Genomic DNA, 23,209 nt, shown 5'->3' on the forward strand with positions numbered 1-23,209 from the left:
CCATGGGCCTGCATCTCAACGAAGGTGGCGACGACCTCGCCGAAAACCACGAAATCAACGTTACGCCGTTCATCGACGTCATGTTGGTACTGCTGATTATCTTCATGGTGGCGGCGCCCTTGGCAACGGTCGACATCAAGGTCGACCTGCCAGCCTCGACCGCCAAGCCGGCGCCGAGGCCCGAGAAACCCGTGTTCGTCAGCGTCAAGGCCGACCAGAAGCTGTATGTCGGCGACGATCAGGTACCTGCACCCGCGCAACTTGGCGCGATGCTCGACGCCAAGACCAAGGGCGACAAGGAAACGACCATCTTCTTCCAGGCCGACAAGGGCGTGGATTACGGTGACCTGATGGAAGTGATGAACAACATGCGCGCGGCCGGCTACCTCAAAGTCGGTCTGGTAGGTCTCGAGACGGCAGCCAAGAAATGACGAAGACGCGGCACAATCTGGCGCGTTACAGCGGCAGCCTGGCACTTGTGCTGGGTGTCCATGCCGTCGCTGTGCTGCTCACGCTCAACTGGTCGGTGCCTCAGGCCATCGAGCTGCCGCCGGCAGCGATGATGGTCGAGCTGGCACCGTTGCCGGAGCCTGCGCCACCACCTCCTCCCAAAGCCGCCCCACAGCCGCCGGCACCGGTCGAAGAACTGCCGTTGCCCAAGCTGGTGGAAGCGCCTAAACCCAAGATCGCCATCGCCAAGCCGCCCAAGCCGAAGGCCAAGCCACAGCCGCCCAAGCCTGAGAAAAAGCCTGAGCCGCCGAAGGAAGCACCTCCGACCGAGGAGGTGGTGGATGCACCGCCAAGCAATACGCCGCCCCAAAAGTCCGCAGCACCGGCACCGAGCATCGCGTCCAACAGCAACGCCCTGCCTACCTGGCAGAGTGACCTGCTGCGCCACCTGGCCAAGTACAAGCGCTATCCGGAAGACGCGCGTCGTCGCGGCCTGCAGGGCATCAACCGCCTGCGTTTCGTGGTCGATGCCGAAGGCAAGGTAGTGTCGTACGCCATGGCGGGTGGTTCGGGGAGTGCAGCACTGGACCGCGCAACGCTGGAGATGATCCGTCGCGCCGGCACGGTACCCAAGCCGCCACCGGAGTTGCTGAACAACGGCACGATCGAAGTCGTGGCGCCGTTCGTCTACTCGCTGGACCGCCGCTGAGGCTTTTGTTTCTGTCACAAATCGGCAAGTCTGATAACGTGCGTCTATCGATTGCAGCCGCTATGCTGGGCTCGCAACTTCATGGACGCACGTTATGACCCTCACAGAATTACGCTACATCGTCACACTCGCCCAGGAACAGCATTTCGGCCACGCGGCCGAACGTTGCCACGTGAGCCAGCCGACCCTGTCGGTCGGTGTGAAGAAACTCGAGGACGAGCTTGGCGTGCTGATCTTCGAGCGCAGCAAGAGCGCGGTTCGCCTGACCCCGGTCGGTGAAAGCATCGTTGCCCAGGCGCAGAAGGTACTGGAACAGGCCCAGGGCATCCGTGAGCTGGCCCAGGCCGGCAAGAACCAGCTGACCGCCCCGCTCAAGGTCGGTGCCATCTATACCGTCGGCCCTTATCTCTTCCCGCACCTGATCCCGCAATTGCACCGCGTGGCACCACAGATGCCGCTGTACATCGAAGAGAACTTCACCCACGTACTGCGCGAAAAGCTACGCAACGGCGAACTGGACGCGGTGATCATCGCCCTGCCGTTCAACGAAGCCGACGTGCTGACCCTGCCGCTGTACGATGAGCCATTCTGCGCCTTGATGCCCGCCGATCACCCGTGGACGGCGAAAAAAACCATCGATACCGCCATGCTCAACGACAAGAGCCTGCTGCTGCTGGGCGAAGGCCACTGTTTCCGCGACCAGGTCCTGGAAGCCTGCCCGACCCTGAACAAGGGCGGTGAAGGCGCCCGGCACACCACGGTGGAGTCGAGCTCGCTGGAAACCATTCGCCACATGGTTGCCTCGGGCCTTGGCGTCTCGATCCTGCCGCTGTCGGCTGTGCACAGCCACCACTACGCGCCGGGCGTCATCGAAGTGCGCCCACTGACTGCACCGGCACCGTTCCGTACCGTAGCCATTGCCTGGCGTGCCAGCTTCCCGCGGCCCAAGGCAATCGAGATCCTCGCCGACTCGATCCGCCTCTGCTCGGTCGCCAAACCCTCTGCGGAACAGCCGGCCTGAGTCATGAGTGAGCTGTCGAAGGTCCCGGTCACGGTGCTCAAGGGCGTGGGCGATGCCATGGCGGAAAAACTCGCCAAGGTCGGCCTGGAGAACCTGCAGGACCTATTGTTCCACTTGCCGCTGCGCTACCAGGACCGCACCCGCGTGGTGCCCATCGGCGCCCTGCGCCCAGGCCAGGACGCGGTCATCGAAGGGGTGGTCAGTGGCGCTGACGTGACCATGGGCAAGCGCCGCAGCCTGGTGGTGCGCCTGGGTGATGGCAGCGGAGTGCTGAGCCTGCGCTTCTATCACTTCAGCAACGCGCAGAAAGAAGGCCTGAAACGCGGCACGCACCTGCGCTGCTATGGCGAAGCACGCCCTGGCGCCTCTGGCCTGGAGATTTATCACCCGGAGTACCGGGCGCTGAACGGCGACGAGCCTCCACCCCCGGTAGAACAGACCCTGACGCCGATCTACCCGACCACCGAAGGCCTTACCCAGCAACGTCTGCGCCTGCTCTGCCAACAGAGCCTGGGCATGCTTGGCCCGCGCAGCCTGCCAGACTGGCTGCCCGATGAGCTGGCCCGGGACTACCAGCTGGCACCGCTGGACGACGCCATCCGTTATCTGCACAACCCGCCGGCCGATGCCGACCTCGACGAGCTTGCCGAAGGCCAGCATTGGGCTCAGCACCGCCTGGCCTTCGAGGAACTGCTGACCCATCAGCTGTCGCAGCAACGGCTGCGCGAGAGCCTGCGCAGCCTGCGTGCCCCCGTGCTACCCAAGGCCAGCCGGTTGCCGGCGCAGTACCTGGCCAACCTGGGTTTCAAGCCGACCGGTGCCCAGCAGCGTGTGGCCAACGAAATTGCCTACGACCTTGCCCAGGCCGAGCCGATGATGCGCCTGGTACAGGGCGATGTCGGTGCCGGCAAGACGGTGGTCGCTGCACTGGCGGCGCTGCAAGCGCTGGAGGCCGGTTACCAGGTGGCGTTGATGGCGCCCACCGAGATCCTCGCCGAACAGCACTACATCACCTTCAAGCGCTGGCTCGAACCGCTGGGCATCGAGGTGGCATGGCTGGCTGGCAAGCTCAAAGGCAAGGCCCGCGCCAGTTCACTGGAGCAGATCGCCAACGGCGCACCGATGGTGGTGGGCACCCATGCGCTGTTTCAGGAAGAGGTCAAATTCAAGCACCTGGCCCTGGCGATCATCGATGAACAGCACCGATTCGGCGTGCAGCAACGCCTGGCCCTGCGCAAGAAAGGCGTGGCCGGCGAGCTTTGCCCGCACCAGCTGATCATGACCGCCACGCCGATCCCGCGGACCTTGGCGATGAGCGCCTACGCCGACCTCGATACCTCGGTCCTCGACGAGTTGCCACCCGGGCGTACCCCCGTTAACACCGTGCTGGTGGCCGACAGCCGCCGCTTCGAGGTGGTCGAGCGGGTACGCGCCGCCTGTGCCGAAGGGCGCCAGGCCTACTGGGTGTGCACCTTGATCGAAGAATCCGAAGAACTCACCTGCCAGGCGGCCGAGAGCACCTATGAGGAGCTTGGCAGCGCCCTGGGCGAGCTGCGGGTCGGCCTTATCCACGGGCGCATGAAGCCTGCGGAAAAGGCCGAGATCATGGCGCAGTTCAAGGCCGCAGAGCTGCAGTTGCTGATCGCGACCACGGTCATCGAGGTGGGCGTGGACGTGCCCAATGCCAGCCTGATGATCATCGAGAACCCCGAGCGCCTGGGCCTGGCCCAGCTCCACCAGCTACGCGGCCGGGTAGGCCGGGGCAGCGCTGCAAGCCATTGCGTGTTGCTGTATCACCCGCCGCTGTCGCAGATCGGCCGCGAACGCCTGGGGATCATGCGCGAAACCAACGATGGCTTCATCATCGCCGAAAAAGACCTGGAACTGCGCGGCCCTGGCGAGATGCTGGGGACCCGCCAGACCGGTCTGCTACAGTTCAAGGTCGCTGACCTGATGCGCGATGCCGACCTGCTGCCGGCCGTGCGTGATGCCGCCCAAGCCCTGATCGCGCGCTGGCCGGACCACGTCAGCCCGCTGCTTGACCGCTGGCTGCGCCATGGCCAGCAATATGGCCAAGTGTGACGCCAGTCCCAGAATGGATCCAGATTTGCGGCGGGACTGGTTATACTTCGCGTTTAAAAGAACGAGTGGATACGGACCATGACTGAAGTTGCCCTGGACACCGCAACCCCACACGCCCCCTCTGTCATCAGGCTGCTGCTCGATAAGGTGGGCGTCACCTACCGCGAAGTGGTCGAGCATGCGCAATTGCCCGCCGCCTCGCGGGTGCAGGCGGTCTTGCTCGACGACGAAATCGGCGCCCTGATGGTGTTGTTCCCACAGAGCCAGCTGCTTGACCTCAATCGGCTGGGCGAGCTGACCGGTCGCAAGCTGACGGCGGTATCGGTGCCACGGCTCAAGCAGATGCTCGACAAGCACCACCTCAAGCGCCTGCCGGGCATTCCGGCGCTGACCAGCTCGCCGTGCCAATACGAAAAAAGCCTGCTCGACTGCGAGACCGTGCTGATTCAGTCCGGTGAAGCCGGCCTGCTGCTGGAGATCGACCGCGCGAACTTCAAGCGCATGCTCACCAAGGCCAGCGCCAGCAGCTTTGGCCAGGAGGTCAAGGCCATCAGCCCTAACCTCGACCGGCCGCATGACGACCCTCACGAGATCAGCCAGGCCGTCCAGGCCTTCACAGCACGCCGCATCCAGAAGCGCCTTGAAGAAACCATCGAAATCCCGCCCTTGGCCGACACCGCGCAGAAGATCATCAAGCTGCGCGTAGACCCCAACGCCAGCATCGATGACATTACCGGCGTGGTCGAGACCGACCCGGCACTGGCTGCCCAGGTAGTGAGTTGGGCGGCATCGCCCTACTACGCCTCACCCGGCAAGATCCGCTCGGTGGAAGACGCCATCGTGCGCGTGCTGGGCTTCGATCTGGTGATCAACCTGGCCCTTGGGCTAGCCCTGGGCAAGACCCTGAGCCTGCCCAAAGACCACCCGCAGCAAGCCACACCGTACTGGCAACAGTCGATCTACACCGCAGCCATCATCGAGGGCCTGACCCGCGCCATGCCGCGGGCAGAACGCCCCGAAGCTGGCCTGACCTACCTGGCCGGGCTGCTGCACAACTTTGGCTACCTGCTGCTGGCGCATGTGTTCCCGCCCCACTTCTCGCTGATCTGCCGCCATTTGGAGGTCAACCCGCACCTGTGCCACACCTACGTGGAACAACACCTGCTGGGTATCAACCGTGAACAGATCGGCGCCTGGCTGATGAAGCTGTGGGACATGCCCGAAGAGCTCTCGACTGCGCTGCGCTTCCAGCACGACCCGTCCTATGACGGCGACTACGCGGCATTCCCCAACCTGGTATGCCTGGCGACGCGCCTGCTGCGTTCGCGCGGCATTGGCTCGGGGCCACAGGAGGAAGTACCCGATGAGCTGCTGGAGCGGCTGGGGGTAACGCGGGAAAAGGCCGAGGATGTGGTGAACAAGGTGCTGGAGGCAGAGACTTTGCTGCGCGAACTGGCTTCGCAGTTCCACGCCCCGCATTGATGCATATTGGCCCTGTGTGGGCGGGTTAACCCGCCCACACAGGGCATGCGACCTCAGCGCTTCTTCTTCGGCTTCAGGTATTTCATCAAGCCCTGGAACCACATCACCAGCGCCGGATTGCCTTTGATCTGGATGTTCTTGTCCTGAATCCCCTGCATGAAGGCCAGCTGCTTGTTGCCCGCCTGCAGCGTGGCGAACCCGTAAGCGGCATCCTTGAAGGCAATGGCGAAGGCCGGCTGTGGGTGTACGCCACCTTTGCTGCTGATGCGTTCGTCACTGACGATGAAGTGCCGGGCGATTTTGCCGTCCAGAGTCTGCATCTGGAAAACCAGGTCCTTGTCCTTGAGCTGCTGCTTGAACGCCGGGTTGTTACGGCTGGCCCTGGCCATCAACAGCCCCATGGCCCAGAGAAGAAAGCGGAACTTCATCAACGCGCCTCGAATAAAAAATGACTGAGTCGCGCAGTTTATCCTCTTCTCGAACGATTTACGCAAGTTCGCAACATATCCCCACACAAAGCACAACGGGCACCCTAGGGCGCCCGTTTGGCTGACACTGGGGGTTGTCAGGTGTGGATCATTTGACTTTCTTGGCCGGCTTGGCAGTCGTGTTGACGCTGTCGCGCAGGTTTTTGCCAGGCTTGAAGGCTACCGTGTTGCTGGCCTTGATCTTTACCGGCTCGCCGGTCTGTGGGTTCTTGCCGGTACGCGCGCCGCGGTGACGTTTTTCAAAGGTGCCGAAACCGACCAGGGTTACGGTGTCCTTGTCCAGGGCACCCGTGATGCTGTCGAGAATCGCATTCAGCACCACGTTGGCCTTTTCCTTGGTCAGATCGGCCTTATCGGCGATGACAGCGGCGAGTTCTGGTTTGCGCATGGTAAAGCCTCTTTGACGGGATTTTTTGTTGTTATGCCGTGCTGCCTCTGGGGGCAGCGCTCAAGGCACCGCAGGCTCTAATCTGCGGCAGACGGAAGTGAGAATGGCACGCCCACCGAGGCCGCGCCAGTATCTGGGCGGCCATTGTGTGGGCAACAACAGGGTAAATCCGACAGAACGACGTCTATTTAGGCCATTACAGGCGGTAACTGGCGATTCAGGGCCAGCTTCTCCATGACTGCCGCACCGGTCAGGGCATAGCCCAGCAGCGTGCCGTCGGCATCGTGGCACAGCACCTTGAGGTCACTGCCCTGCCCTTGCACCTGCCAATTGCCTTCACGCCCTTGCGGTGGCGGCGAGACAACCAGCGGGCACGCCGGGGTCTTCACGGTGATCGGCATCGGGCCGTAGCTGACGGCCGTGGGGTTGCCCGCCAGGGTCTGCGCCAAGGCCCGGGCACAGCTCATCAGCGGCATGACATAAAGCAGGTTGATGCCATCGACCTCGGCACAGTCACCCAGGGCGTAGATGTTGTCGTGGGAGGTTTGCAACTGGCGGTCCACAGCCACGCCGCGGTTGATCTTGAGGCCGGCGGCAGCGGCCAGATCGGTACGTGGGCGCAGGCCGATAGCCGACACCACCAAGTCACAGGCGATCACGCTGCCGTCCGACAAATGCGCTTCAAGGCCTTCAGCCACACGCTGCAGACGCGTCAGCACCGGGCCCAGGTGAAAGCGCACGCCAAGCCCTTCGAGCCCGGCCTGCACGGCGGCGGCGGCGGCTGGGTGCAACAGGGTCGGCATGACCTGTTCGCACGGGGCCACCACATCGACCTTGAGCCCGCCCAGGCTCATGTCATTGGCAAACTCACAGCCGATCAGCCCGGCCCCCAGCACCAGCACGCGCTGTTTGCCGGCAGCGGCGGCGCGAAAGCGTGCGTAATCCTCCAGGTCATTGATCGGGAAAACCTGCCCGCCAGCATCGCCCTCGATCGGCACCTGCACGGTCTGGGCCCCCCAGGCCAGTACCAGGTCGCGATAGGCCACAGCCTCTTCGCCGATCCACAGGCGCTTGTGCCCGGGGTCGATACCGCTGATGCGCGTGTGGGTGCGGATTTCGGCCTTGAGCTGCTCGGCCATCGCACCCGGCTCGGCCATGCACAGCCCATCGGCATCCTTGAGCTTGGCGAAGCCCGTGGAGAGCATGGGTTTGGAGTAGGAACGACCATCGTCGGCGGTAATCAACAGCAGCGGCGTCTCGCCATCGAGCTTGCGAAATTCACGGGCCAGGTTGTAACCGGCCAGGCCAGTACCGATGATGACTACAGGGGACGTCATGTCGTGCTTTCCTCAGTTGAAACAGGGTTGTGATCAGCCAATCTCGATCATTTCGAAGTCGCTCTTGCCCACGCCGCAGTCGGGGCACAGCCAGTCCTGCGGCACATCTTCCCAGCGGGTACCGGGCTCAATGCCGTCATCCGGCCAGCCTTCGGCTTCGTTGTAGATCAGGCCACAGACAATACATTGCCACTTCTTCATGGGTACGCGGTTCCTCGGTTCAGGCGTTGTGTCGCTGCTGATGGGCTTTTCGCGGGCAAGCCGCACATAGGGCCATCGCGCAATCTTTGGGGGCTTTTTACTGGCCCTGCCAGCAGTATGCAAGCAGTCGGGGCAACATGCTAAGCTCGCCGCCTCTCTGGCTGTAACAAGCATACCGACGTGTCGTACGAATCCCCGCAAGCAGCCGCTGTCGCGTGGCTGGCGTATTCACAGCTGGCGACCAAGCTCGACCAGCCGACCCTGGGCTGGCTGTTCGACGAGGGCTCGCTGACTCGCCGCCTCACCCACCTGTCCCGCGAGCATTTCTGCGTGACCCCGCTGCATGAAGGCTGGCAGACCCTGCGCGATGACGAGTGCCAGGCGCTGGGCATTGCGCCCGGGGCACAAGGCTGGGTGCGCGAAGTCTACCTGCGCGGCCATGGCCAGCCCTGGGTATTCGCCCGCAGCGTGGCCAGCCGCAGCGCCCTGGAGCGCGGCGGCCTGGACCTCGAGACCCTGGGCAGCCGCTCGCTGGGCGAGTTGCTGTTCTGTGATCAGGCATTCATTCGCCACCCAATCCAGGTGTGCAGTTATCCACAGGCCTGGTTGCCGGCCGAAGCCGCGCACGACGGGCTCTGGGGCCGCCGCTCACGTTTCGAACGGGACGGCCTGGACCTGCTGGTGGCCGAGGTATTCCTGCCAGCCTTGTGGCAAGCGGCCAAGGAGGAAACCCGCTGATGTACCTGCAATTGCTCAAGTCGCTCAACCGCTGGCACCCGCGCGCCTGGGACTTTGTCCAGCTAAGCCGCATGGACCGCCCGATCGGTATCTACCTGCTGCTGTGGCCTACCCTGTCGGCGGTGTGGATTGCCGGGCAAGGTTCGCCGACCCTGGCCAACGTGCTGATCTTCGGCCTTGGCGTTGTGCTGATGCGCGCCGCAGGTTGCTGCATCAATGACTTTGCCGACCGCAAGGTCGATGGCCACGTCAAACGCACCGCCGACCGCCCCCTGGCCAGCGGCCGGGTCAAGCCACGCGAGGCGCTGGCGCTGTTCGCGATCCTGGTCGCGGTAAGTTTTCTGCTGGTGCTGTGCACCAACAGCCGCACGATCTGGCTGTCGTTCGGGGCGGTAGCCCTGGCGTTCTGCTACCCATTCATGAAGCGCTACACCTATTACCCGCAGGTGGTGCTGGGCGCCGCGTATTCCTGGGGCATCCCCATGGCCTTCACGGCGGCCGGGGGCGAGCTGCCGGCCAGCGCCTGGCTGCTGTACATCGCCAACCTGCTGTGGACCGTGGGCTATGACACCTATTACGCCATGGTCGATCGCGACGATGACCTGAAGATCGGTGTGAAGTCGACGGCTATCCTGTTCGGCGAAGCGGATCGGGTGATCATCCTGACCTTGCAGCTGCTGTCGTTGGGCTGCCTGCTGCTGGCGGGGAGCCGCTTCGAACTGGGCGGCTGGTTCCACCTGGGGCTGCTGGCGGCTGCCGTGTGCTTTGCCTGGGAGTTCTGGTCGACACGCAAACTGGACCGGGATTCATGCTTCAAGGCGTTTTTGCACAATCACTGGGCGGGGCTGCTGGTCTTCATTGGCGTTGTCCTGGACTACGCGCTGCGCTGACAGTCAATACAGACCCTGTGGGAGCGGGTCTAACCGCTTCCACAGGGTCATGCAAAGTGCCTCAAGGCTTGGCGACGTGCCAGACGTCTTTCACGCCATCACCGGTCATGTCACCGGCTTTCTTGTCCTTGATGAAGGTATACAGTGGCTTGCCGTCATAGGCCCACTGCATCGAACCATCATCGCGCTTGATCTGCGTCCACTTGCCTTCATTCTTTTCGTTTGCCTGGGCCGCCAACGGTGGCCAGTTCTTCGCGCACTCACCATTGCACATCGACTTGCCGCCAGAATCTTTGTCGAAGGTATACAGCGTCATCTCTGTTTTAGGCGTGACCAACATGCCGTTCATTTCCTTGGCCTGATGGTGGGCCGACGCTACCCCCGGCAGCGCCAGTGCAGCGAAAAGGGCCATCCAGTTCAGCGTGTGTCGTGTCATTGGAATCACCATGTATTCGGGGGTGGAAAGAGTTCGACTAACCGCCACAGCGGCCCCTTGAAGCCTAGCCCAGTCATGCAATGTCGCCATAACAGCCAATGTCCTGTCACACAGCTGCAATAATTCCGTTATCTAATGCGGGCCAGACACGATTTTCCAGGAGAGGTTTTGAGCATGGTTGGCAGGAACATTCTGATCGTCGACGACGAAGCGCCTATTCGCGAGATGATCGCCGTTGCATTGGAAATGGCCGGCTACGACTGCCTGGAAGCAGAAAACTCCCAGCAGGCCCACGCGATCATCGTCGACCGCAAGCCTGACCTGATCCTGCTCGACTGGATGCTGCCGGGCACCTCGGGTATCGAGCTGGCCCGCCGCCTGAAGCGTGACGAGCTGACCGGGGACATCCCGATCATCATGCTCACTGCCAAGGGTGAGGAGGACAACAAGATCCAGGGCCTGGAAGTGGGTGCCGACGACTACATCACCAAACCGTTCTCACCGCGCGAACTGGTCGCCCGCCTGAAGGCCGTGCTGCGTCGCACCGGCCCGAGCGACAGCGAGGCACCGATTGAAGTGGGCGGCCTGCTGCTCGACCCGATCAGTCACCGCGTGACCATCGACGGCAAGCCCGCCGAGATGGGCCCCACCGAATACCGCCTGCTGCAGTTCTTCATGACCCACCAGGAGCGCGCCTACACCCGTGGCCAGCTGCTCGACCAGGTCTGGGGCGGCAACGTCTATGTCGAGGAGCGTACCGTCGACGTGCACATCCGCCGCCTGCGCAAGGCGCTGGGTGAAGCTTACGAAAATCTGGTACAAACCGTCCGCGGCACTGGCTACCGCTTCTCGACCAAGAGCTGACAAGCCTGCACGCCTGGCTGCACGTCGTTGTACAAGGACCGTCAATTGAACCAGAACTGGCACGCGACCCTGATTCGCCACCTGCTGCTGCTGATCACTGTCTGCCTGGTCGGCGGGCTGGTCAGCGGCTATTACGGCTGGAGCCTGGCCATCGGCCTGGCGCTGTACCTGGGTTGGACCCTCAAGCAACTGCTGCGCCTGCATGACTGGCTGCGCAACCACCAACCCGACGAGGCGCCACCCGACGGTTACGGCCTGTGGGGCGAAGTGTTCGACAGCATCTATCACCTGCAACGTCGCGACCAACGCGTGCGCGGCCGCCTGCAGGCAGTGATCGACCGGGTCCAGGAGTCCACTGCCGCGCTGCGCGATGCGGTGATCATGCTCGACAGCGACGGCAACCTGGAGTGGTGGAACCGCGCCGCAGAAACCCTGCTGGGCTTCAAGACCCCGCAGGACGGCGGCCAGCAGGTGACCAATCTGGTACGCCACCCGCGCTTCAAGGAGTACTTCGAAGCGGAAAATTACGTCGAGCCGCTGGAAATCCCCTCGCCGATCAATGACCGTATGCGCGTGCAACTGCACATCACTCGCTACGGCAACAACGAGCACCTGATGCTGGTACGCGACGTCACCCGCATCCACCAGCTTGAACAGATGCGCAAGGATTTCGTCGCCAACGTTTCCCACGAGCTGCGGACACCGCTTACGGTGATTACCGGCTACCTGGAAACCCTGCTGGACAACGTCGAGGACGTGAACCCGCGCTGGCGCCGGGCCCTGCAGCAGATGAGCCAGCAAGGCTCGCGCATGCAGACCCTGCTCAACGACCTGTTGCTGCTGGCCAAGCTGGAAGCCACCGACTACCCCTCCGACAACCTGCCAGTGCCAGTCGATGCCCTGCTGCAGTCGATCAAGGGTGATGCCCAGGCGCTGTCCGGGCCGCGCAACCAGCGCATCAGCCTGGAGGCCACACCCGGCGTGTGCCTCAAGGGCAGCGAGGCCGAGCTGCGCAGTGCGTTCTCCAACCTGGTGTTCAACGCGGTCAAGTACACCCCGGACGAGGGCAGCATTCGCATCCGCTGGTGGGCCGATGCGCACGGCGCACACCTGAGCGTGCAGGATTCTGGCATTGGTATCGATGCCAAGCATTTGCCGCGATTGACCGAGCGGTTTTACCGGGTCGACTCCAGCCGGGCGTCCAATACCGGGGGCACAGGGCTGGGCCTGGCGATCGTCAAGCATGTGCTGTTGCGCCATCGCGGGCGGTTGGAGATCAGCAGTGTGCCGGGGCATGGGAGCACCTTCACCTGCCATTTTGCACCAGCACAATTGGCTAACGGCAAGGGTTGAGTGGGCTGCCCCACAGCCCCATCACGTCCATCACCCTTTGCTTTTGCGGCTTCAACCGCTACATTGGATCCCCTGTGCCAGCCTGTGCTGGCACTTTTTTTCTCCATTCCCCAAAGACGGACCCCGTAAAAAATCCATCATGGACCCTTCCCCTGGTATCAGCCTCACCTCGTTATTCGCCGATTTCGGCATGATCATCTTTGCCTTGCTCCTGGTACTGCTCAACGGCTTCTTCGTAGCCGCCGAGTTCGCCATGGTCAAGCTGCGCTCCACCCGCGTCGATTCCATCGCCGAACTGCACGGCTGGCGTGGCAGCATCCTGCGCAAGGTACACAATCAGCTGGACGCCTACCTGTCCGCCTGCCAGCTGGGCATCACCCTCGCCTCGCTGGGCCTGGGCTGGGTCGGTGAGCCGGCCTTCGCCCACCTGCTGGAGCCGCTGCTGGCCTACTTGGGCGTCGACACGCCGGAGCTGATCAAGGGCATTTCGTTCTTCGTCGCCTTCTTCGTCATCTCTTACCTGCACATCGTGGTCGGTGAGCTGGCGCCCAAGTCCTGGGCGATCCGCAAGCCCGAGCTGCTGTCGCTGTGGACGGCAGTGCCGCTGTACGTGTTCTACTGGGCCATGTACCCGGCCATCTACCTGCTCAATGCCAGCGCCAACACCATCCTGCGCATTGCCGGCCAGGGCGAACCTGGCCCGCACCACGAGCATCACTACAGCCGCGAAGAGCTCAAGCTGATCCTGCACTCCAGCCGCGGCCAGGACCCGAGCGACCAAGGCATGCGCGTGCTGGCCTCGGCGGTGGAAATGGGCGAGCTGGAGGTGGTCGACTGGGCCAACTCCCGCGAGGACATGGTCAGCATCGACGCCCACGCCCCGCTCAAGCAGATCCTGGCACTGCTGCGCCGCCACAAGTTCAGCCGTTACCCGGTGTACGACGCCGAGCGCGAAGAGTTCACCGGTTTGCTGCACATCAAGGACCTGCTGCTGGAGCTGGCCGAGCTCGACCACCTGCCCGAAACCATCGACCTCGAAGACCTGGCCCGGCCGCTGGAGCGCGTCTCCCGGCATATGCCGCTGTCGCAGCTGCTGGAGCAGTTCCGCAAGGGCGGTGCGCATTTCGTGCTGGTGGAAGAAGCCGATGGCAAGGTGATCGGTTACCTGACCATGGAAGACGTGCTGGAAGTGCTGGTGGGCGATATTCAGGACGAACACCGCAAGACCGAGCGCGGCATCCTCGCCTACCAGCCGGGCAAGCTGCTGGTGCGCGGTGACACGCCGCTGTTCAAGGTCGAGCGCCTGCTGGGTATTGACCTTGACCACATCGAGGCCGAAACCCTGGCTGGGCTGATCTATGAAACCCTCAAGCGCGTGCCTGAGGAAGAGGAAGTGCTGGAGGTCGAAGGCCTGCGCATCATCATCAAGAAGATGAAAGGGCCGAAGATCGTCCTGGCCAAGGTGCTGAAGCTGGATTGACCTCAGGCGGGGCCGCCTTCCGGCCCCAGCCCGCTCAAGGGTTGCCGGCGGTGAAGTCCGGCAACCCGCTGATTGGCCTGTCGAACTGATACGGTATCGACTCCAGCGCCAAGCCCACGTTGCGCTGCACCACAAAATGCAGGTGCGGCCCGCTGCTGTTGCCGGTATTGCCCGACTTGGCCAGCATCTGCCCCTGTTTGACCCGCTGCCCCTCGCCCACCACCACCGAACCGCGCATCAGGTGCAGGTACACGCCCATGGTGCCGTCCGCGTGCAGCACCCTGACGAAATTGCCCGAGGGGTTGCTGCCGCGCCCGGTCTGGCTGTTCTCGACCCTCACCACCACGCCTTCGCGCGCGGCAACGATGGTGGTGCCTTCAGGCATGGCGATGTCCATGGCGTAGCGCCCTTTGGGGCCGAAGTGGCTGAAACGGCCGTTGGGCCCCTGGCTCACCCGGAATGGCCCGCCAAGCCAGGGGAAGGCGTAGCGAAAGCCCTGCGGCCGCAGCCCTGGGTCGCCCATGGCTTGCAGCAGCGTCGAGCGGTAACCCAGCAACGTACCGGGGCGGCCCCTGAGCACGCTGAGCATCTGCGTTGAACGCCCTGGCAGCACCCTGCGCACGATACGGGGGGCATTGCCGCCCTGCGCGTTTATCAGCTTGTCCAGGTGCAACTCGACCTGCACCGGCACGTGCGACTCATTGCGCGCAGAAAAGCTGACGCCACCCTGGAAGACGACCGCGTTGAGCCGCACCTGGCTTTCCTGGTACTCGACCATGGATTCGCGCAGCTCCAGTGGCTTGGCGCCGGGGCCTGGGCGGTCGGAATAGGCCGCTACACCGTCGGCATCGGTGATCGGGTAGAGGGTCACGCCCAGGCTCGACGCCGAGGCCATGAGCAATGCACAGAACAGCAGCAGGCGGGCGGGCATGATAGTGGCTTTTTGACAGGTATGATCTGTCGAAGCCTAGCAGCGGCTTTTGCGGTGAGTATGACAGTTGGTCGGATGGTGATCGTCCGCTGTGGCAGCGGCCTTGCGTCGCGCAAGGCCGCACGCACCCACAGGAGGGCAGTGGCTATCAGGCGCCGGGCGTGAAGTGCTTTTGCGCGGTGCCGCGAGCAATCAGCCGCGACAGGTAATCGAGCTTCTGCGCATCCTGATCGACGAACTTGAACGTCAGCTGCAGCCAGTCGCTATCGGGCTTGGGCTCCAGCGCCGCGATGGCATGCAGGTAACCGTTCAGCCGCGCAACTTCGGCGTTTTCGCCCTGCTCCAGGTCCAGTACTGCACCCTCTAGCACTTGCGGCAGCGCTTCGCTGCGGCGTACCACCAACAGCGCTTCCTTCAGGCTCAATGCCTTGATCACGCAAGGCTGAATCCCGCTGGCCAAGCGCAGCTGGCCTTGGCCACGGCCAGACGGTGCGGTTGTGGCTGGCGCAGGTGCCTTCGCCAAAGGCTTCACCGGCGCTGGCGCAGGTGCCGCAACCTTGGCCGCCTGAGGGTTGCCGCCGGTCAAAGCACTCAAGGAGTCATTGGCAAACGCCGAATTCACCCGCGCAGGCCCGGTTGCCATCAGGCTGTCGAGCTTGCCGATCTTGGCCAAGGCCTTCTTCACCTTGGTCAGCAACTGCTCATTGGTGAACGGTTTGCCGACGAAGTCGGAAACCCCCGCCTGAATGGCCTGGATCACGTTCTCCTTGTCACCACGGCTGGTCACCATGATGAACTGCAGGCTCTTCAATGCAGGCTGCTGGCGGCACCAGCTGAGCAGCTCAAGGCCAGACATTTCCGGCATTTCCCAGTCGCACAGGACCAGGTCGAACGGCTCCTTGCCCAACATGGCCATGGCCTTGCGACCGTTGACCGCATCGTCGATGACCATGCCGGGAAAGGCATTGCGCAGGCATTTCCTGACCAGGTCGCGGATGAACGGGGCGTCGTCCACGACCAGTACATTGACTTTACTCATCGATACTCCTCTTGAATCCCGACTAGCCTACCGGCAAGCAATGGCCATTTGCCACAACTGCGCGTGTAGCGGGACTTCTTCACACCGTTCGCGGGTGCCTGGTGGCTGCTCGACCGCAAACGAAAACGCCCGGCCTAGGCCGGGCGTTGATGCTCGGGAGCAGTACTATTTATCGTCCGGTTCAGCCGGAACATTAGCGCTTTCAGCCTCTTCGACGGGGGTGCCCTGCACTTCCGCCTTCATGCGCTTGAGGCCCATGTGGCGGACGTCGGTGCCGCGTACCAGGTAAATCACCAGCTCGGAGATGTTGCGCGCGTGGTCGCCGATGCGCTCCAGCGAACGCAAGGCCCAGATGACGCTGAGCACCCGCGAGATCGAACGCGGGTCTTCCATCATGTAGGTCACCAGCTCACGCAGGGCGGTCTTGTACTCGCGGTCGATGGTCTTGTCGTACTGTGCCACCGACAGTGCCAGGTCGGCGTCGAAGCGGGCAAAGGCGTCCAAGGCATCGCGGACCATGTTGCGCACCTGGTCGCCAATGTGGCGCACCTCGACGTAGCCGCGTGGCGACTCGCCCTCTTCGCACAGCTGGATGGCACGACGGGCGATCTTGGTCGACTCGTCGCCGATGCGCTCCAGGTCGATCACCGACTTGGAGATGCTGATGATCAGCCGCAGGTCGGAGGCCGCCGGCTGGCGGCGGGCAAGGATGCGTACGCACTCCTCGTCGATGTTGCGCTCCATCTGGTTGATCTGCTCATCGACCTCGCGCACTTGCTGGGCCAGGCCCGAGTCGGCCTCGATCAGAGCAGTAACCGCGTCGTTGACCTGTTTCTCGACCAGGCCGCCCATGGCCAGAAGGTGGCTGCGCACCTCTTCAAGCTCGGCGTTGAACTGCTGGGAGATGTGATGCGTAAGGCTTTCTTTGTTGATCATCGTTTCGCTCCGCGAAAAAGCTGCAAGCCTCAAGCCGCAAGCTTCAAGTCGTTCGTGTTATCCCTTGGCCCCCGGCCTGCGGCTGGCAGACCGACTAGCCGTAGCGACCAGTGATGTAGTCTTCGGTCTGCTTCTTCGCCGGGTTGGTGAACAGGGTATCGGTATCCCCGAATTCGACCAGTTTGCCCATGTACATGAACGCGGTGTAGTCCGAAACGCGCGCCGCCTGTTGCATGTTGTGGGTCACGATGACGATGGTGTACTTGGATTTCAATTCGTAGATCAGTTCTTCGACCTTCAGCGTCGAGATCGGGTCCAGTGCCGAGCACGGTTCGTCGAGCAGCAGCACTTCCGGCTCCACGGCAATGGTGCGGGCGATCACCAGACGTTGCTGCTGGCCACCGGACAGGCCCAGGGCCGAGTCATGCAGGCGGTCCTTCACCTCGTCCCACAGGGCAGCGCCCTTGAGGGCCCATTCGACCGCTTCGTCGAGGGTGCGCTTCTTGTTGATGCCTTGGATGCGCAGGCCGTAGACGACGTTCTCGTAGATGGTCTTGGGGAACGGGTTCGGCTTCTGGAACACCATGCCCACACGACGGCGCAGCTCGGCCACGTCCTCGCCCTTGCGGTAGATGTTGGTGCCATACAGGTTGATGGCGCCCTCCACGCGGCAACCGTCAACCAGGTCGTTCATGCGGTTGAAGGTACGCAGCAGGGTCGACTTGCCGCAGCCGGACGGGCCGATGAAGGCGGTCACGCGCTGCTTGGGGATATTCATGCTGACGTCGAACAAGGCTTGCTTGTCGCCGTAGTACAGGCTCAGGCCCGGTACTTCGATGGCCACGGTCTCTTCGGCCAGGCGCAGGCTCTGCTTGTCGCGGCCCAGGGCAGACATGTCGATGCCGTGGGTATGGGATTCGTGCTGCATGGTCTCACTCCGTTTGTAGCTGCAAGTTTTAAGCTGCAAGCTGCAAGTTAGGGCAAAGCGGCACTCCTTTTGGAGCTTGCCGCTTGTGGCTTAAAGCTTCAATCAGTGGTCGAGGGCCTTGTACTTCTCGCGCAGGTGGTTACGGATCCACACTGCCGAGAGGTTGAGGGTGGCGATCACCAGCACCAGCAACAGCGCGGTGGCGTACACCAGCGGGCGGGCGGCCTCGACGTTCGGGCTCTGGAAGCCGACGTCATAAATGTGGAAGCCCAGGTGCATGATCTTCTGGTCCAGGTGCAGGTACGGGTAGTTGCCATCGAGCGGCAACGACGGTGCCAGTTTCACCACACCCACCAGCATCAACGGCGCCACTTCACCCGCAGCACGGGCCACGGCGAGAATCATGCCGGTCATCATGGCCGGGCTGGCCATTGGCAGGACGATCTTCCACAGTGTCTCGGCCTTGGTCGCGCCCAGGGCCAGGGAGCCCTCGCGCACGGTACGTGGGATACGCGCCAGCCCTTCTTCGGTGGCCACGATCACCACCGGTACCGCCAGCAGCGCCAAGGTCAGCGAGGCCCACAGCAGGCCCGGGGTACCCAGGGTCGGTGCCGGCAACGATTCGGGGAAGAACAGCCGGTCGATCGAGCCACCCAGCACATAGACGAAGAAGCCCAGGCCGAATACGCCGTAGACGATCGCCGGTACGCCTGCCAGGTTGTTCACTGCAATGCGGATCAGGCGGGTCACCGGGCCCTGTTTGGCGTATTCGCGCAGGTACACTGCAGCCAGCACGCCGAACGGGGTCACGATCACCGCCATGATCAGGGTCATCATCACGGTACCGAAGATGGCCGGGAAGATCCCGCCTTCGGTGTTGGCTTCGCGTGGGTCGTCGCTGAGGAACTCCCAGACCTTGGCAAAGTAGGTACCCATCTTGGTCAGGCCGGACATGCCGTTCGGCTGAATGGCGTGTACCACCTTGCTCAGGTTGATCTCCACTTCACGGCCGTTGCCGTCGCGCGCGACCAGGCTGTCGCGGGAGAAGGCCTGATGCAGGCCGCTGAGGCGGTCTTCGATGGCCTTGTAGCGGCTGTTCAGCTCGGCACGCTCGGCGTCCATGTCGGCCTGGGCGGCGGCGTCGAGCTTGCCGTCCAGTTCCAGCTTGCGGCTGTGCAGGCGCAGGCGCTCCAGGCCATGGTTGATGGCGCCGATGTCTTTTTTCTCGAGTTGCTGCAGCTCGCCGTTGAGCTGGTTGGCGCGCTTGAGGCGGGCCTGCAGCTCGTTCCAGGCGGCAGGGCCCTCGGCAACCACGCGGCCTTGTTCCTTGACGCTGACCAGGTAGCCGTAGAAGTTGCCCCACTCGCGACGTTCCAGCGCCATCAGGTCGGCCGGGCGTTGCTCGTCGACCAGCCACTCGCCCACCACCCAGGAGAAGTCACTGCCGTTGAGGTCGCGGTTACCGACCTTGATCAGCTCACGGGTCATGAACTCCGGGCCCTGCTCAGGTACCGGCAAGCCGGCACCTTTGAGGCGGGCACGGGGCACCTCTTCTTTTTGCACCACTTCGCCGATGACGACGTGATCAGCCTGGCCCGGCACCTTGTAGGTGGCCTGGATCAGGTCGGCCGGCCAGAAGTGGCCCAGGCCGCGCACGGCGATGACCGACAGCAGGCCGATGGTCATGATCACCGCCATGGCAACCGCGCCACCGCTGATCCAGACGCCAGGGGCGCCGCTCTTGAACCAGCCTTTGAGGGAATCCTTTTTCACGGATCTCTACCTTTCTATCAAAGCGACGAGTATTTCTTGCGCAGACGCTGGCGAATCAGCTCGGCCAAGGTGTTCATGACGAAGGTGAACATCAGCAGCACGAGTGCCGCCAGGAACAGCACGCGATAGTGGCTGCCACCGACTTCCGACTCCGGCATTTCCACCGCCACGTTAGCGGCCAGGGTGCGCATACCTTCGAACAGGTTCATCTCCATCACCGGGGTGTTGCCGGTGGCCATGAGCACGATCATGGTCTCGCCCACCGCACGGCCCATGCCGATCATCAGCGCCGAGAAGATACCCGGGCTGGCGGTGAGGATGACCACGCGGGTCAGGGTCTGCCACGGCGTCGCACCCAGGGCCAGGGAGCCCAGGGTCAGGCTGCGGGGCACGCTGAACACGGCGTCTTCGGCAATCGAGTAGATGTTCGGGATGACCGCGAAGCCCATGGCGATACCGACCACCAGGGCGTTACGCTGGTCGTAGGTGATGCCCAGGTCATTGGTGATCCACAGGCGCATGTCGCCGCCGAAGAACCAGGTTTCCAGGTAAGGGCTCATGGTCAGGGCGAACCAGCCGGTGAACAGGATCACCGGGATCAGGATCGCCGCTTCCCAGCCATCCGGGACGCGCAGGCGGAACGACTCGGGCAGGCGGCTCCAGGTGAAACCGGCCAGCAGGATGCCGAACGGCATCAGCAGGAACAGGCTGAACACACCCGGCAGGTGGCCTTCCAGGTACGGCGCCAGGAACAGGCCGGCGAAGAAGCCAAGGATCACCGTTGGCATCGCTTCCATCAGCTCGATCACCGGCTTGACCTTGCGGCGCATGCCCGGGGCCATGAAGTAGGCGGTGTAGATGGCGGCGGCAATGGCCAGCGGGGCTGCCAGGATCATCGCGTAGAACGCAGCCTTCAAGGTACCGAAGGTCAGCGGCGACAGGCTCAGCTTGGGCTCGAAGTCGGTGTTCGACGCGGTCGACTGCCAGACGTACTTGGGCTCGTCATAGTTCTCGTACCAGACCTTGCCCCACAGCGCGCTGAAGGAGACTTCCGGGTGCGGGTTCTTGAGGCTCAGCGGCAACAGCTTGCCACCTTCCTCGATGATGATGCGGTTGGCACGCGGCGACAGGGCCAGGATGCCAGCACCCTCTGCAGCCGGCTCGACCAGCAAGGTGCGGTGCGCGGTGCTGTGGAACACACCGAGCTTGCCGTCGGCGTCGAGGGCGATGAAGCCCTTGCGGCGCTCTTCGGCATCGATCTGGACGACCGGCGCGCTGCCCATCTGGAAGCTGCGGATCAACTTGAAGCGCGACTCGCCATCGGGGTCACGGGCCATGAACCACTGGCTCAAACCACCCTTGGAGTCGCCGAAGATCAGCGAGATGCCGCCGACCAGCTGGCCACTGGCCGTGATCTCGGCATTGCCATCTTCCAGCAGCTTGTAGCGGCCGTTGAGGCTTTTGTCGCGCAGGCTGAAGACGTCGGCGGTGGCACGGCCGTTGACCACATACAGCCACTGCTGACGCGGGTCGATGTAGATGGCCTTGACCGGCTCGGTCATCTGCGGCAGGTCGATACGGCTCTGCTCGCTGGTGACCTCACCGGTCATCATGTTCTCTTCGCGGGTCAGCTGGGTGACCTGCAGGTGCGAACCGGTGGAGCCCGCCAGCATCAGGTTTTCGCCGTTGACGTTGACGCTCACGTGCTCCAGCGCGCGGCCCTGGTCGTCAAGCACGAACGCGTCCTTGCCGTAGGGGTAGTCGATGCCTGGGCTGATGGTTTTCTTGTTGTCCGGGTAGGTGATCTTGTAGGTGTGGTGGAACACCAGCGCCTGACCATTGGACAGCCCCAGCACAACCAGCGGGCTACCCGGCTGATCGGTGCTGATCGAACTCACCTGGGTACCTGCCGGCAGCGGCAGGTCGACGCGCTGCAGCTCGGCCCCGGTCTTGGTGTCGAAGAACAGCGCCTGGCCCTTGTCGGAAACCCGCATGCCCACCAGGTTCTGCTCTTCAAGCGCGATCATCAGCGGCTTGCCGGCATCCTGTTGCAGCCAGGTCGGCTCCAGGGCCTTCTTGCTGGTCAGTTCGGCGCCCTGGAACAGCGGCAGCACCACGTAGGCCAGGTAGAAGAAAATCAGGGTAATTGCCGCCAAGACGGCAAGCCCGCCCACCAGTACATACCAGCGGGTCAGGCGGTCCTTGAGCGCACGCATGCGGCGCTTGCGTTGCAACTCCGGCGTATTGAAATCAATCCGCACGGGTTGGGAATTTTGGGTCATGGTGGAGTTGGCCAGATCATTCATGCGCACACCCTAGCGGTCCCGTATGACAAAAACATGACAATGCAGTGACGCAAGAAAGCCCGACGCGCAGGGATCCTGGCTTCGGACTGAGAATTCGTGGAGGAGGCCGGGCATCGGTACCGGCCTCTTCCTCAGTTACTTACTTCTTTGCAACGTTACCGGCGTGGGACAGGCCCAGGTCAGCCAGGGTCTTGTCGACCACTTTGGCAGGCAGCGGGATGTAGCCATCCTTCACCACGACCTGCTGGCCAGCTTGCGACAGCACCAGCTTGATGAACTCGGCGTCCAGCGGGGCCAGAGGCTTGTTCGGGGCCTTGTTGACGTAGACGTACAGGAAGCGCGACAGCGGGTACGTACCGTTCAGGGCGTTGGCTTCGTTGTCTTCGACGAACTCGCCGCCTTCTTTCTTGGCCAGGGCGACGGTCTTGACGCTGGCGGTCTTGTAGCCGATACCCGAGTAGCCGATGCCGTTCAGCGAGGAGCTGATCGACTGCACGACCGAAGCCGAACCAGGCTGTTCGTTGACGTTAGGCTTGAAGTCGCCTTTGCACAGGGCTTCTTCCTTGAAGTAACCGTAGGTGCCCGATACCGAGTTACGGCCGAACAGCTGCACTGGCTTGTTGGCCAGGTCGCCGGTCACGCCCAGGTCACCCCAGGTTTTGACATCGGCCTTGGCGCCGCACAGGCGGGTGGACGAGAAGATCGCATCGACCTGCGCCATGGTCAGGCCCTTGATCGGGTTGTCCTTGTGCACGAAGACTGCCAGGGCGTCTACGGCAACCGGGATGGCGGTTGGCTTGTAGCCGTACTTCTGCTCGAAGGCCTGCAGCTCGACGTCTTTCATCTTGCGGCTCATCGGGCCCAGGTTGGCGGTGCCTTCGGTCAGCGCGGGTGGCGCGGTGGAGGAGCCGGCGGCCTGGATCTGGATGTTTACGTTGGGGTATTCCTTCTTGTAGGCCTCGGCCCACAGCGTCATCAGGTTCGCCAGGGTGTCGGAGCCAACGCTGGAGAGGTTGCCCGATACACCGGTGGTTTTGGTGTAGGTCGGGATTGCTGGGTCGACAGCGGCTACCGCATTGGCGGTGGCAACGCCAGCGGCGGCAAAGGTAAGGGCCGCCATCAAACGCTTCAGTTTCATGCCTTGCTCCTAGCAGGAATATTGGGGGTGTTGGATGGATCGGGCCCAAGTATCTGCAGGCCGCATGAATACGATATGACTTCAATATGACAATTGGATGAAAGGCCATCACCGGTTGTCCGGGATGGCCTTTTCAAAATGTTGCTGGGCGAGGCGGCCACACCGGATGCCACTGCGGCAGACACTACAGAGGCGCTTCGGCACGTGCTGAGTGTTACCTGTGGGAGCGGGCTTGCCCC

At 63.0% G+C, this 23,209-nt stretch carries 22 protein-coding genes; 10 read left to right on the forward strand and 12 right to left on the reverse strand.

The window, feature by feature from the left end; all coding sequences use genetic code 11:
• The first annotated feature begins 2 nt into the window (after window positions 1-2).
• The 5 genes from exbD to LOY26_RS26245 all read left to right on the forward strand — a co-directional run bounded on the left by exbD (window position 3) and on the right by LOY26_RS26245 (window position 5,744).
• Window positions 3-431, forward strand: coding sequence for a TonB system transport protein ExbD (gene exbD, locus LOY26_RS26225; RefSeq protein WP_033702331.1), 429 nt, complete (start codon window positions 3-5; stop codon window positions 429-431).
• Window positions 428-1,159 carry an energy transducer TonB gene (locus LOY26_RS26230; RefSeq protein ID WP_033702333.1) on the forward strand — a complete coding sequence of 244 codons (732 nt, stop codon included), beginning with the start codon at window positions 428-430 and terminating at the stop codon, window positions 1,157-1,159. Before exbD ends, LOY26_RS26230 begins: the two co-directional genes overlap by 4 nt.
• Before the next feature lie 94 nt (window positions 1,160-1,253).
• The gene (locus LOY26_RS26235; protein ID WP_033702334.1) at window positions 1,254-2,180 is read left to right on the forward strand and encodes a hydrogen peroxide-inducible genes activator; all 927 of its coding nucleotides are present in this window, start codon (window positions 1,254-1,256) and stop codon (window positions 2,178-2,180) included.
• 3 nt (window positions 2,181-2,183) lie between these two features.
• The gene (recG, locus tag LOY26_RS26240; protein WP_033702337.1) at window positions 2,184-4,262 is read left to right on the forward strand and encodes an ATP-dependent DNA helicase RecG; all 2,079 of its coding nucleotides are present in this window, start codon (window positions 2,184-2,186) and stop codon (window positions 4,260-4,262) included.
• A 78-nt stretch (window positions 4,263-4,340) separates the two neighbouring features.
• Complete coding sequence (locus LOY26_RS26245) at window positions 4,341-5,744, forward strand: aminoacyl-tRNA deacylase and HDOD domain-containing protein (RefSeq protein ID WP_033702339.1); 1,404 nt, start codon at window positions 4,341-4,343, stop codon at window positions 5,742-5,744.
• 53 nt (window positions 5,745-5,797) lie between these two features.
• On the opposite strand, the gene LOY26_RS26250 is transcribed toward LOY26_RS26245, so the two are convergent.
• The 4 genes from LOY26_RS26250 to LOY26_RS26265 all read right to left on the reverse strand — a co-directional run bounded on the left by LOY26_RS26250 (window position 5,798) and on the right by LOY26_RS26265 (window position 8,158).
• Window positions 5,798-6,172, reverse strand: a complete 375-nt coding sequence (locus tag LOY26_RS26250) for a helicase (RefSeq protein ID WP_033702341.1) — start codon at window positions 6,170-6,172, stop codon at window positions 5,798-5,800.
• 148 nt (window positions 6,173-6,320) lie between these two features.
• Window positions 6,321-6,620: an HU family DNA-binding protein gene (locus tag LOY26_RS26255; protein ID WP_033702342.1), complete on the reverse strand. Its 300-nt coding sequence runs from the start codon at window positions 6,618-6,620 to the stop codon at window positions 6,321-6,323.
• Between the two features lie 188 nt (window positions 6,621-6,808).
• Window positions 6,809-7,957, reverse strand: coding sequence for an NAD(P)/FAD-dependent oxidoreductase (locus LOY26_RS26260; RefSeq protein WP_033702344.1), 1,149 nt, complete (start codon window positions 7,955-7,957; stop codon window positions 6,809-6,811).
• A 33-nt stretch (window positions 7,958-7,990) separates the two neighbouring features.
• Window positions 7,991-8,158 carry a rubredoxin gene (locus LOY26_RS26265; RefSeq protein WP_033702346.1) on the reverse strand — a complete coding sequence of 56 codons (168 nt, stop codon included), beginning with the start codon at window positions 8,156-8,158 and terminating at the stop codon, window positions 7,991-7,993.
• A 180-nt stretch (window positions 8,159-8,338) separates the two neighbouring features.
• On the opposite strand from LOY26_RS26265, the gene LOY26_RS26270 reads away from it, so the two are divergent.
• Together LOY26_RS26270 and ubiA are read left to right on the forward strand one after the other, a co-directional pair.
• Window positions 8,339-8,896, forward strand: a complete 558-nt coding sequence (locus LOY26_RS26270; RefSeq protein ID WP_033702348.1) for a chorismate lyase — start codon at window positions 8,339-8,341, stop codon at window positions 8,894-8,896.
• Entirely contained in the window at window positions 8,896-9,786 is an 891-nt protein-coding gene (gene ubiA, locus LOY26_RS26275; RefSeq protein ID WP_033702350.1) for a 4-hydroxybenzoate octaprenyltransferase, read from the forward strand. The genes LOY26_RS26270 and ubiA overlap by 1 nt, the downstream gene beginning before the upstream one ends.
• Before the next feature lie 61 nt (window positions 9,787-9,847).
• Here the strand turns inward: ubiA and LOY26_RS26280 are convergent, their stop codons facing one another.
• Window positions 9,848-10,222 (reverse strand): hypothetical protein, encoded by a 375-nt coding sequence (locus LOY26_RS26280; RefSeq protein WP_033702352.1) that lies wholly within the window; start codon window positions 10,220-10,222, stop codon window positions 9,848-9,850.
• Window positions 10,223-10,396: 174 nt separating this feature from the next.
• Here LOY26_RS26280 and phoB point away from each other — a divergent pair, with 174 nt between their 5' ends.
• The 3 genes from phoB (at window position 10,397) to LOY26_RS26295 (ending at window position 13,919) form a co-directional block, all read left to right on the forward strand.
• The gene (gene phoB, locus LOY26_RS26285; RefSeq protein WP_003253341.1) at window positions 10,397-11,086 is read left to right on the forward strand and encodes a phosphate regulon transcriptional regulator PhoB; all 690 of its coding nucleotides are present in this window, start codon (window positions 10,397-10,399) and stop codon (window positions 11,084-11,086) included.
• Window positions 11,087-11,131: 45 nt separating this feature from the next.
• The gene (phoR, locus tag LOY26_RS26290) at window positions 11,132-12,439 is read left to right on the forward strand and encodes a phosphate regulon sensor histidine kinase PhoR (protein WP_047582536.1); all 1,308 of its coding nucleotides are present in this window, start codon (window positions 11,132-11,134) and stop codon (window positions 12,437-12,439) included.
• A 139-nt stretch (window positions 12,440-12,578) separates the two neighbouring features.
• On the forward strand, window positions 12,579-13,919 hold the full coding sequence (locus tag LOY26_RS26295) for a hemolysin family protein (RefSeq protein ID WP_033702357.1): 1,341 nt from the start codon (window positions 12,579-12,581) through the stop codon (window positions 13,917-13,919).
• A 34-nt stretch (window positions 13,920-13,953) separates the two neighbouring features.
• Here the strand turns inward: LOY26_RS26295 and LOY26_RS26300 are convergent, their stop codons facing one another.
• The 7 genes from LOY26_RS26300 to LOY26_RS26330 all read right to left on the reverse strand — a co-directional run bounded on the left by LOY26_RS26300 (window position 13,954) and on the right by LOY26_RS26330 (window position 22,970).
• A complete protein-coding gene (locus LOY26_RS26300) occupies window positions 13,954-14,850 on the reverse strand; it encodes a peptidoglycan DD-metalloendopeptidase family protein (protein WP_033702359.1) in 897 nt (298 codons plus the stop codon).
• 148 nt (window positions 14,851-14,998) lie between these two features.
• Window positions 14,999-15,889 carry a response regulator gene (locus LOY26_RS26305; RefSeq protein ID WP_033702361.1) on the reverse strand — a complete coding sequence of 297 codons (891 nt, stop codon included), beginning with the start codon at window positions 15,887-15,889 and terminating at the stop codon, window positions 14,999-15,001.
• 165 nt (window positions 15,890-16,054) lie between these two features.
• Window positions 16,055-16,825, reverse strand: coding sequence for a phosphate signaling complex protein PhoU (phoU, locus tag LOY26_RS26310; RefSeq protein ID WP_033702363.1), 771 nt, complete (start codon window positions 16,823-16,825; stop codon window positions 16,055-16,057).
• 94 nt (window positions 16,826-16,919) lie between these two features.
• Window positions 16,920-17,753 carry a phosphate ABC transporter ATP-binding protein PstB gene (pstB, locus tag LOY26_RS26315; protein WP_033702365.1) on the reverse strand — a complete coding sequence of 278 codons (834 nt, stop codon included), beginning with the start codon at window positions 17,751-17,753 and terminating at the stop codon, window positions 16,920-16,922.
• Window positions 17,754-17,855: 102 nt separating this feature from the next.
• The gene (pstA, locus tag LOY26_RS26320; RefSeq protein WP_033702367.1) at window positions 17,856-19,526 is read right to left on the reverse strand and encodes a phosphate ABC transporter permease PstA; all 1,671 of its coding nucleotides are present in this window, start codon (window positions 19,524-19,526) and stop codon (window positions 17,856-17,858) included.
• Between the two features lie 17 nt (window positions 19,527-19,543).
• A complete protein-coding gene (locus LOY26_RS26325) occupies window positions 19,544-21,832 on the reverse strand; it encodes an ABC transporter permease subunit (protein ID WP_033702369.1) in 2,289 nt (762 codons plus the stop codon).
• A gap of 139 nt (window positions 21,833-21,971) precedes the next feature.
• The gene (locus LOY26_RS26330; protein ID WP_033702371.1) at window positions 21,972-22,970 is read right to left on the reverse strand and encodes a phosphate ABC transporter substrate-binding protein PstS; all 999 of its coding nucleotides are present in this window, start codon (window positions 22,968-22,970) and stop codon (window positions 21,972-21,974) included.
• Window positions 22,971-23,209: the final 239 nt, after the last annotated feature.

The sequence above is a fragment of the Pseudomonas sp. B21-047 genome (assembly GCF_024748775.1).
Classification (GTDB): domain Bacteria; phylum Pseudomonadota; class Gammaproteobacteria; order Pseudomonadales; family Pseudomonadaceae; genus Aquipseudomonas; species Aquipseudomonas capeferrum.